This is a genomic window from Cryobacterium sp. Hb1 (assembly GCF_004403585.1).
In the GTDB taxonomy this organism is placed as follows: Bacteria; Actinomycetota; Actinomycetes; order Actinomycetales; family Microbacteriaceae; genus Cryobacterium; species Cryobacterium lyxosi.
In genome coordinates this window covers 19709-29882 of sequence record NZ_SOHI01000001.1, presented here as the reverse complement: position 1 = coordinate 29882, position 10174 = coordinate 19709, and the positions used below count along the sequence as shown (strand labels likewise).

Sequence of the window (10174 nt, the reverse complement as noted above, 5' to 3'; positions counted from 1 at the left end):
CGGCGCAGGCGCTGCTGGCGGAGCTGCCGGTGGCGCTGCCGGCGGCGCAGGCGCGACCGGCGGCGCTGCCGGCGGAGCGACCGGCGGCGCCACGACCACGGGCGGTGGAATGTACTTGGGGGCGAGTTCGTCGAAGGCATCTCCGCCGTACTTGGCGTTGACGACCGACATCACGACCGGCCACATGCGATGCCGGGCCGTCGCGATCTGATCACGTCCAAAGAACTGCCGCCGCTGGCTGAGCGCTCCGGTCACGCTCACCACGGCGACCACCGTGGCCACCTTGGTGCTGGCGCCGCTCATCCAGGTGTCTTTAGCACCATCCGTCGTTCCGGTCTTGCCGATCATCGGTACCGCAGGCAGGGTGTTGCCGTTGGACTGCCGCCCCGTGCCGCTCGTCATCACCCGATGCATGGCGTAGGCCATGCCGGCCGCGACCGTCGAATCGACTGATTGCGTGCAAGCCGCCGGCGGCACCGGAATCTCCACCCCACCCGGACCGACGATGCGGTCGATGGCAATCGGCGAACAGGTGACGCCCTTGTTGGCGATGCCGGCGAAGGCGACGGCCATGGTCAGCGGCGCAACCTCATTGGTTCCGATCACGGTTGCTGCGGACTGCGAGAGCGGGTTGCCGTCGGCCCGGTGCACACCGAACGCCTCCGCAGTTTTGCGGATGCCACAGAGGTCGAGCCGCTTGGCCATTCCGATGAAGCCGGTATTGATCGAACCTACGGTGGCCTGCAGCGCGCTGTAATTGGCGCCGGATTCGTTTGCATCGTTGCGCGGGTTGAAGGGTGGTTTATCTCTATCGTAATTCTGAGGACCCAGGCAGCTGTCCTGGAAGATGCCCCATTTCGCCTTGCGCCGGGAATCGACGCGTTCGTTGAGCGAGTGACCTTCCTTGAGCCAATCCGCCAGGGTGAAAACCTTGTAGGTCGATCCGGGTTGGAATCCGAGCGAGCCGCCCTCGGCGAAGTCGGTGGCGTAATTGATGCCGGTGTAGTTGGCTCCGGTCGCCTGCACCGTGGGGTCCTGGCTGTAGTCCTTGTTCTGGGTCATGGCGAGTACTCGACCAGTGCCGACCTGCACGCTCGTGATCACCGCGCCGACATCACCGCCAGCGTAGACCTTGGGAACCTGCTGGTTCATGGTGGTGACGGCCGCGTTCTGCACGTCGAGATCAAGGGTTGTGTATACGTCGTAGCCGCCCCGGCGGAAGTTGAGCATACGAGCGGCAGCGTCGGTGCCGAAGGTGGGATCGTTCTGCAGAATCTTGGTCACATAGTCGCAGAAGAACGCGTTGGCCGCGGCGGTCTGGCAGCCCGTGCTCGGTTCGGTGATCACGGGTTCCACCGGTAACGCCACGGCGGCGTCATAGTCGGGATTCGTGATTTTCTTATAACGCAGCATCTCGCGCAGAATGTAGTCGCGGCGTTGTTTGTTGGCCGCGTAACCGTTTGCGGCTCCGTTGGTCTCGCTCGCGGGTTTGTCAAGCTGAAACTTCACCGGGTTGTTCACGATCGCGACCAGGCTCGCCGCCTGCGTCAGGGTGAGGTTGGCCGCGGTGGTGTTGAAGTAGTAATTGGCTGCAGCCTCGATGCCGTAGACCGTGCCCCCGAAGCCGGTGATATTGAAGTATTGCTGCAGTATGTCGTGCTTGCTGTACTTCTTCTCGACTCCGATGGCGAGCCGCATTTCCTTGAGTTTACGATCAGGCGTGGTCTCGGTCGCCGCTCTGTAGCACGCGTCGTGCGCCCGCTTCTCGGTGAGCAGCTCACACTTCTGCACGAGCACATTCTTCACATACTGTTGCGTGATAGATGACCCACCCTGCGTGTTTCCCCCGGCGACAGTCGTGGCCGTTGCCCGCAACGTGCCCTGCAGATCCACCCCGCCATGCTCGTAGAATCGAGGGTCTTCTCCCGACACCGCGGCATCCTTGGCAAACTGGCTGATCGCATCCCAACTCACCTCGATGCGGTTTTGATCGTAGAACGAGGCGAGCAGTTCGACCGTTCCGTCACTGCGGGTGGCGAAGATGTCACTCTTCTGCGACAGAGGCTCGATGTTGACGTAACCCGGCAGATTCTCGAACACCGAGATCGTGTTGGTCGCAGCTATGCCCGAGAGCGCCACGACCGGGGTCACCGACACGGCGACCAGGATGCCCGCTGCCGCGCTCATGGCGACGAACCCGAGCAGGCCGCCCAGAACGCCATGAAGAGAACGCCGCCATGATTGGGCCACGCCAGCCGGAACCTCGGTCACCTGAACCACGTTTACCCCCCAGCGAATCCACCCGATACGAAAGCCCACGCCTACACATCGGTACGTGACTAAGAGTCATGTTAGTCACATGTGGGTACCCATGGGGTTGGCTGGCCGATCTGAGAAGATATCGGCTTGATACCGTTTTTTCAGGCTCAACCCGCGCCGCCATGCTCGAGCAAGCGCTGACCGCCGAAGCCCGCAACGTCAACCCCCACGATCCCGGCTGCTGTTGCCGAGGCGCGCCGCACGACCTTCCGCCAGCCTTGCCGATTGAAAGGGAGAGACCGCGCTTGCGGTACCGCGCGAGCACTCGCAGGATTATGCCGCCTCTGGCCCATCATTGTGATGTTTGGCCACCCTTGCGGCCTGCCTGGCGGATTCGCTACGGCAGCAGGTGGTCGCTTTCTTTTCTGGGGAGCCGGGCCGCAGCGGCGTCCGTCGCCGCAGGTGAAGACACTGACGACGGAACAACCGCCGGAACCGCTGCTGCCGGTGCGGCGGCGGTCGATGTCGAGGCTGGCGTCGTGTCATAACCGGCAGCACCGGTCGCAGTCGAACGCGTCGGCGCGACAGTGGGTGAAACGGATGCACCGGCGTGCGTGGGCGCGGCGTTCCGCAAGGCGGCTCCGGCTGTTCCGCCGAGCAACCCGCCGAGAAGGTCCTTGATGCCGATTCCCATGGTGGAGCCGAGCACGGCGTCAACCTCGCTGAAGCCCGACGCGACGTTCTTGGAGAGTTGGCTGGCGCCATCCGTTGAAATGACGGTGAGCTGGTCGATGTTGCCCATCGGGGCGGCGAGCTCGTGCGCAATCTGCGGAAGCATTTCCACCAGGCGCAGCTGAATGAGCGCCTCCGACTGCTGGGCGACGGCCTCGGCGGAAAGACGGGTAGCCGTGGCCTCGGCGGTACCACGGGCGAGAATGGCATCGGCCTCGGCCTGACCCTCGGCGCGGGTGGCGTCGGCGTTAGCGACACGACTGTCGCGATCAGCGGTGGCCTTGGCGACGGATGCCTCGGCGGCAGCAATGGCCGTCACCCGGATGCGGTAAGCGTCGGCGTCGGCGATCGCGTTGACTTCGGATTCCAGCTCGGCCTTGCGCAGGCTGGCGCGGCGCTGGGCGGTGAGTTCCTGCTCCTGCACGATGGCCTGCTGCGCCTTCGCCTCGGCGAGGGGCCGTGACGCGGCGGCCTCAGCAGAGGCCTTGTCGGTGTCGAGCTGCAACGCAGCTTTACGCAGGGCGAGCGTGTTCTGCGCTTCGGCAATGGCCTGCTCAGCGGTGATCAAAGCTTCCTGTGACTCGCGGTTCGCCACGTGCTCAGCCACCTCCGCCTGACGACGAACCTTGGCCTGCTCGGCACGGCCGATATCGCGGATGTAGTCGTTCTCGTCGGTGATGCCCTTGATCTCGAATGAGTCAACGTCGAGGCCCTGGTTAGCGAGCGACTCCCGAGCGGTGGCGAGCACCGAGGTGCCGAGCTCATCTCGCTTTTGAATGACGGTCATCACGTCGGTCGCGCCGATCGACGAACGCAACGAGCCACTCAGAACTTCCTGTGCGAAGCCGTCGATGTTCTTGTCCTGGCCGAGAAACCGCTGGGCTGCGGCACGAATCGACTGCGGCGCGTCCCCGACCTTGACGATAGCCACGGCGTCGACGGAGAGCGTGATGCCGTTGCGGTCCTGCGCGACTGCAGTGATCTCGATCGCCCGGCTGCGCAGGCTGATCTTGAACGCCTTCTGAAAGAAGGGAGTGATGAAGACGCCCTGCCCGTGCACGACGCGCTGGCCGGACTCCTCGAGCGTGGCACCATCGACGATGGTTTTGCGGCTCTTCTTGCCGGTGATGATGAGGGCCTCATCGGGCCCCGCGTTTTTATAGATCGTCTTGGCGTAAATCAGGCCGATGAGCAGAACCACAACGATTGTGAAAATGATCCCGGGAATCGGGCTGAACAGAAAATCGAGCATGGAGTCCTTCCAAAGCGCGTGGTGCGTACGTCGTTTCGGCGATCCGGTCTGTCTCCCGTGTCGCCGAGCTGTGAGTCCAGTCTGGCAGGGCACTGCGCCGGATGCGAAGGGTGTCGCGACAGCACCTGCTCGGCGCTGCCACCTCGGGCAACTGAGCCCTTCGCTCACAGGGGGTTCACACTCGGGCTCCATTTATGATCATCCGGTGACTGAAACAGCCCTCCCCCGCCCTTTTCGCCCTCAGTCCCGCTGGGTACGTAGCGTCGGGCTCATGATCTTCTTCAGCCGCTGGCTGCAGGCACCCCTCTATATCGGACTCATCATCGCGCAGATCATCTATGTGATCGTGTTCATGGTGGAGCTCGTCAACCTCGGCGGCGACGTCTGGACCTCATTGACCGTGCCCGGCGACGACGGTGGCATCCACGTCGAAGAAGCAGCGATCATGCTCTCCGTGCTCGGCCTGATCGACGTCGTGATGATTGCGAACCTGCTGATCATGGTCATCATCGGCGGTTATGAGACGTTCGTCTCGCGTATCCGTTTAGATGGCCACCCCGACCAGCCGGAGTGGCTCAGCCACGTCAACGCGAACGTGCTCAAGGTCAAACTCGCCATGGCCATCGTGGGAATCTCGTCAATTCACCTGCTCAAAACTTTCATCGAGGTCGGCGATCTGGCCGCGCGCGGCACCCCGATCGACTCCAGCCCGAGCGAGACCATCACCGGCAACGTCTACACCTGGGACGGCGTGCTCTGGCAGGTCATCATCCACATGGTGTTCATCCTCTCGGCGATCGCGCTGGCTTGGATCGACCGCATGTCCCAGGCCGGGCACGCAGCCCCGCCCACACCATCACCCGCGGTCGCGCATGGGCCGGCCATCGCCCCGGAGCCGGTCACGGCCCTGAATGCCGCGCCTATCCGTCGCGAACTCGCGCCAGCGGCATCCACCGGTATCGCCCTGCACTTGACCCAACTGGGGCAACTGCGTGACGCCGGCGTCGTCACGGACGCCGAATTCGTCGCGAAAAAGACGGAGCTGCTCGCCCGCTACTAGAACGCGGCCCTCTGCATGAGTTCTTTCAGGGCGCGTACCTGCTCGGCGCACTCCTCGCGGGAACGAATCACGTCTTCGGCACTCGGTTGCTCGTCGAGTGCGACGCGGTTCTTCGAGAAGGGTCTTGCCTCCCCGGTATCGGAGCCGCCGGGACGCGAGCCCCGTCTTTCCAGCGGATGCTGTTAGCGCTTGAGTCCCGGAAACTGGTCGTCGCGCCACTCGTCCGGCAGGCGGGTGCCCGAACCGGCCGCGTCGTTTTCACGCTCGCGCAGCTCGACCCGGCGAATCTTGCCCGAGATGGTCTTGGGCAGGTCGAAAAACTCCACCCGCCGCACTCTCATATAAGCCGGCAGCCCGGTGCGGGCGTGTCGCAGCACGGCTTCTGCGGTCTCCGCCGTCGGTTCCCAGCCCGGTGCGAGATGAATGTAGGCCTTGGCAATGTTCAGCCTGGTTGCGTCGGGAGCGGGAACGACGGCGGCCTCGGCGACCGCGGGGTGTTCGAGCAGAACGCTCTCTACCTCGAACGGCGATACCTTGTAATCGCTCGACTTGAAGACGTCGTCGGTGCGGCCGATGAAGGTGAGGTAGCCATCGGAATCCACCGTGGCGACGTCGCCGGTGTGAAAAAATCCGCCGCGAATGGCGTGCGCGGTGAGGTCGGGTTCGCCGTGGTACCCGCTCATGAGGTTGACCGGGCTCTGCGAGAGGTCGAGGCAGATTTCGCCCTCGTCGGCGGGCAACTCGGTAATCGGGTCGAGCAGCTTGATCGCGACGCCGGGCAACGGCAGTCCCATCGACCCGGCTTTCAGTACGGATCCGGGCCCGTTTCCGACGATTGCGGTGGTCTCGGTTTGGCCGAACCCGTCGCGAATGGTCAGTTTCCAGCCGTTGTCGATCTGCCGGATCACCTCGGGGTTGAGCGGTTCGCCCGCGGAGAGCAACTCGCGCAGGCTGGCCGGGCGCGTGCCGACATCCGCTTGGATAAGCATGCGCCAGACCGTCGGCGGGGCGCAGAACGTGCTCACCTGGGCGCGGTGCAGCTGCGCGATGAGGGCGGCCGGGTCGAACTTGGCATAGTTATAGACGAACACGGTCGCCTCGGCGATCCACGGGGCGAAGAAACAGCTCCAGGCGTGCTTGCCCCAGCCGGGCGAGCTGATGGCCAGATGCACGTCGCCGGGGCGCAACCCCAGCCAATACATGGTGGAGAGGTGCCCGACCGGGTAGGAGGTCTGCGAGTGCAGCACCATCTTCGGCTTGCTCGTCGTGCCCGAGGTGAAGTAGATCAGCGACGGGTCGGCGGATTCCACAACCGTCGTGATCGGTTCCGGGGTGACCTGGTAGGCATCCGCGAAGTCGGCCCACCCAGGGCGGGCCGCGCCGACAGCGATGCGGGTGTAGTTGCCGGGAACGTCGTCGAATTTGACCGCGTCGGCCGAATTGGCGATCACATGGGCGACGCCGCCGCGCTGCACGCGGTCGGCCAGGTCGTGCGAGGCGAGCACGGCGCTCGTGGGCATGATGACGGCGCCGACCTTCATGATGGCGAGCATCGCCTCCCAGATCTCACGCTGGTTGCCGAGCATGAGCATGACGTGGTCGCCACGCCCGACGCCGTGGTGGCTGAGCCACGTAGCGACCCGGTCAGACCGATGAGCCATCTCGTCAAAGGTGAGCTTTTGCTCGCTGCCGTCTTCCTCAACGATCCACAGCGCGATTTTGTCGTTGCCGCGGGCGAGCACGTCGAACCAGTCCGTGGCCCAGTTGAAGTGTTCTCCCACATCTGGCCAGCGAAATTCCTGCGCGGCGCGAGCGTGATCGTCGCGCAGGGCCAGAAGCTGGTCGCGTGCGGCACGGTAGTTACTGGTGCTCACCTGGTGAGTCATACGCCGTTGTCTCCTTGAACGAGCCGCCACGAGCGAAACGGCGACAGTCCATTCTCTCAGGGCTGTGGCTCAGCCCGCACCGGGCCTGGCCGATAGCAACTCGCACGAATCGGATGCCCGCGAGCTTGCCCGAGCCGAGGAAGGCACCCAGCCCGATGACCACGTGTCACTGCGAGATGTGGCGATCGGGGCCATGAACAGCAGCCTTATCGTGCACTGGCCTATCGTTGACGGGTGACCTACTCGACTCGTTCCCTGATTCCCACCGATCTGCCGCTCGTACTCGCGCTCAACAATGCTGCGGTTCCCGCGGTCAACGAGTTGGATGCCGACGCGCTGGCCGCGCTCGTCGAGCACAGCAATCTTGCCGTTGCTGTCGTTGACGACGATACGTCCGACATCGCCATCGGCTTCGCAATTCTGTTCATCGCCGGGGCCGAATACGCGAGTGAGAACTACCGCTGGTTCTCCAGCCGGTCCACCGATTTTCTCTATGTCGACCGCATCGTCGTGGCCGACGGGTATCGCGGGCAGGGCCTCGGCCAGGTACTCTACGACGCCATCTTCGGGGCCGCTCGCCGTCTGAAGCTCACCGAGGTGTTCTGTGAGGTCAACCTGGAGCCGCCGAACCCGGGCTCGCTCGCCTTTCACGACCGCCTCGGCTTCGCCTCGGTTGGCCAGCTGTCAACCAAGGGCGACACCGTCGTCGTGAGCCTGCTCGCGGCGTCCGTTTAGGGAAGACCGCTGTCACTGATAGTGGCTAGGCGTTCGTCGCGGCGATGTTCGTGTCGAATCTCTGTATACACAGTCGAAAGTCGCTGAATCCATTCCTGTGACCAGTTGCAGAAGATATGGCCTTGCGTCCGCGAAAACGGGGGAAGACATACTGGTCTGTATACATAGATCAGCTGAAAGTTCAAGGGGGCGCGGCAACAGGTTATTGCCCCCTATGGTCTAGTGGACGCGAGTTATCGCTTGCGCAGAACCAAGCCAAGGGACAACCCTCGATGCGAATTACCTGCCCGTTTTGCAAGTCACAGGCCGACCTGAAACCGAACCCCGCGCAAGCCCTCCGGCTCTCGCTCCCCCTCTACGTTCTCAAATGCACGGGTTGCGAGCGCACCAGTATCCGTGTCGAACCCGTGCGTCTGCCGCACGCCCTCACCTCCGCTTAACTGCGCGACCGCGACGTCCTGTCCCCGGCTCTTCCCCCCACGTGTGCCGTTGACCCATCAGTTCGACCGGTCAGCGGTGCACCTGGGGCGAGTCGCGCGAGTCTGTGGCTGTAGCCCAGGGCATCGCGATATTCGTGAAAGCCTATCTCGGCGTCGCTCCCAGCGGCGCTGTCGCTGGCACCCGCAGCGCGAAACACGGCCGACGGCACGCCTAAACACTCGGCTTAACCCGGGCGGGAAGGATACGCTGGCGGCATGATCGATGGAGACAGCGCCCCGAATGCAGACCCCGCCGCTAATCCCGACCTCGCCCCGGCCCATCGGGGCATTCCGATGCCCGATTATGTCAACGCGTGGGTATCGACACAGCGGTGGTTCGGCAACAAGGGGCAGATGCCGGTTCTTCGCAGCATTGGCCATTTCTCTCTAGACTCGGTCGACCCGGACGTCACCATTCGCATCGACCTCATGTTGGACACGGCGAGCCTGGGCCTCACTCTCTACCAACTGCCGACCACGGAGCGGGCTTATGAACTTACCGGCTCAGCCAATGCCCTGATCACCGAGCGCAAAACCGGCTCCGACCGAGCACGCTTCATTTATGACGCCGCCTATGACCCGATCTTCGCCTCTGCAGTGCTCAGCTTCATGGAGCTGCAGGGCGTGACGAGTTCGACCGGTACTCCGGCACATGACCGTACCGCCGCCAGCGCGCACGGCGAAGATTTGAGACCGGATTCCGCCTCCCCTCGGGAGGCTGCTGTGGTCTCCAGCCGCGTCCTCGAAGGTGAGCAATCCAACACCTCGATCGTCGTGCACCGCACGGACGCAACCGGTACGCCGACAACGCCGATCATCTGCAAGATTTTTCGCATCATTCATGCCGGTGAAAATCCTGATGTAGTGGTGCAGGCCGCGCTGTCCAGCGCCGGATCAGAGCGGATCCCGCTCCCTTTCGGTGACATTCTTGGCCAATGGGACGACCCCGCCGAACCTGACAGTCGGGCCGTCGGCCATCTGGCATTCGCCCAGGAATTTCTGCCCGATGCCCCCGATGCGTGGCGCACAGCCCTGGTCGCTGCGGCTTCCGGCAGCGACTTCACGGGTCCGGCTTTTCGACTGGGACAGGCTACCGCCGATGTGCACCAGGACCTCGCCCGCACTTTGCCGACGCTGGATGTGACCCCTGCGGTCATCGCCGACGAAATGGCCAAGATGCGGCAGCGTTGCCGCCAGGCCCTGCACGAAGTACCGATTCTGACCCAGTACAGCGCTGCCATCGAGGCGGTCTTCGCTCGCGCGGAGACAGTGACGTGGCCACGATTGCAGCGCATTCACGGCGATTTTCACCTCGGCCAGGTGCTGGACGTGCGGGGTCGTGGCTGGGTATTGCTGGACTTTGAGGGGGAACCTCTGCGCACCCTGCGGGAACGGACTCGGCCCGATATCCCGCTGCGCGATGTCGCCGGAATGCTGCGATCGTTCTCCTACGTTGCGGGTGCGATGACGGCAGCGACGGGCGACTCGACCAGGGCGGAGGCGCCGGGCGAACCAGTCGCCGGTGAATCGACGGCTGCCGCAGCCACTATTTTCCAGTGGGCCATGGCCTGCCGCACTGCCTTCCTCAACGGTTATGCGGAGCGCTCCGGCGTGAAACTTGCCGATCAAAGAACCTTGCTCAATGCGTTCGAACTGGACAAGGCACTCTATGAAGCCGTCTACGAGATACGTAACCGCCCGACCTGGCTGCCGATCCCTCTCGCTGCGATCGAGCGGCTGGTCGACGTGTCAAACTAACCGCCATCGTGGA

The 10174-nt window shown here is 63.7% G+C and carries 7 protein-coding genes; 4 read left to right on the top strand and 3 right to left on the bottom strand.

The window, feature by feature from the left end; translation table 11 throughout:
* Window positions 1-2280, bottom strand: a 2280-nt coding sequence (locus E3T38_RS00105) for a transglycosylase domain-containing protein (RefSeq protein ID WP_134545450.1), incomplete at its 3' end; no start/stop codon positions are given.
* Between the two features lie 376 nt (window positions 2281-2656).
* Complete coding sequence (locus E3T38_RS00100; protein ID WP_166805354.1) at window positions 2657-4243, bottom strand: flotillin family protein; 1587 nt, start codon at window positions 4241-4243, stop codon at window positions 2657-2659.
* 271 nt (window positions 4244-4514) lie between these two features.
* Between E3T38_RS00100 and E3T38_RS00095 the strand changes: the two genes are divergently transcribed.
* Complete coding sequence (locus E3T38_RS00095; RefSeq protein ID WP_241984216.1) at window positions 4515-5303, top strand: TIGR00645 family protein; 789 nt, start codon at window positions 4515-4517, stop codon at window positions 5301-5303.
* Window positions 5304-5485: 182 nt separating this feature from the next.
* Here the strand turns inward: E3T38_RS00095 and E3T38_RS00090 are convergent, their stop codons facing one another.
* On the bottom strand, window positions 5486-7189 hold the full coding sequence (locus tag E3T38_RS00090; protein WP_134545447.1) for an AMP-binding protein: 1704 nt from the start codon (window positions 7187-7189) through the stop codon (window positions 5486-5488).
* Between the two features lie 64 nt (window positions 7190-7253).
* Here E3T38_RS00090 and E3T38_RS16530 point away from each other — a divergent pair, with 64 nt between their 5' ends.
* From E3T38_RS16530 to E3T38_RS00080, 3 genes are all read left to right on the top strand, one after another.
* Window positions 7254-7427, top strand: a complete 174-nt coding sequence (locus E3T38_RS16530) for a hypothetical protein (RefSeq protein ID WP_166805353.1) — start codon at window positions 7254-7256, stop codon at window positions 7425-7427.
* Window positions 7424-7924: a GNAT family N-acetyltransferase gene (locus E3T38_RS00085; protein ID WP_134545446.1), complete on the top strand. Its 501-nt coding sequence runs from the start codon at window positions 7424-7426 to the stop codon at window positions 7922-7924. Before E3T38_RS16530 ends, E3T38_RS00085 begins: the two co-directional genes overlap by 4 nt.
* 695 nt (window positions 7925-8619) lie before the next feature.
* Entirely contained in the window at window positions 8620-10161 is a 1542-nt protein-coding gene (locus E3T38_RS00080; protein WP_134545445.1) for an aminoglycoside phosphotransferase, read from the top strand.
* The last annotated feature ends 13 nt before the right edge of the window (window positions 10162-10174 follow it).

Excerpts from the sequence above, each read along its gene's own strand:
- E3T38_RS00095 (WP_241984216.1), top strand. The coding sequence starts at position 4,515 with ATGATCTTCTTCAGCCGCTGGCTGCAGGCACCCCTCTATATCGGACTC.
- E3T38_RS00080 (WP_134545445.1), top strand. The coding sequence starts at position 8,620 with ATGATCGATGGAGACAGCGCCCCGAATGCAGACCCCGCCGCTAATCCC.
- E3T38_RS00090 (WP_134545447.1), bottom strand. The coding sequence starts at position 7,189 with ATGACTCACCAGGTGAGCACCAGTAACTACCGTGCCGCACGCGACCAG.
- E3T38_RS00100 (WP_166805354.1), bottom strand. The coding sequence starts at position 4,243 with ATGCTCGATTTTCTGTTCAGCCCGATTCCCGGGATCATTTTCACAATC.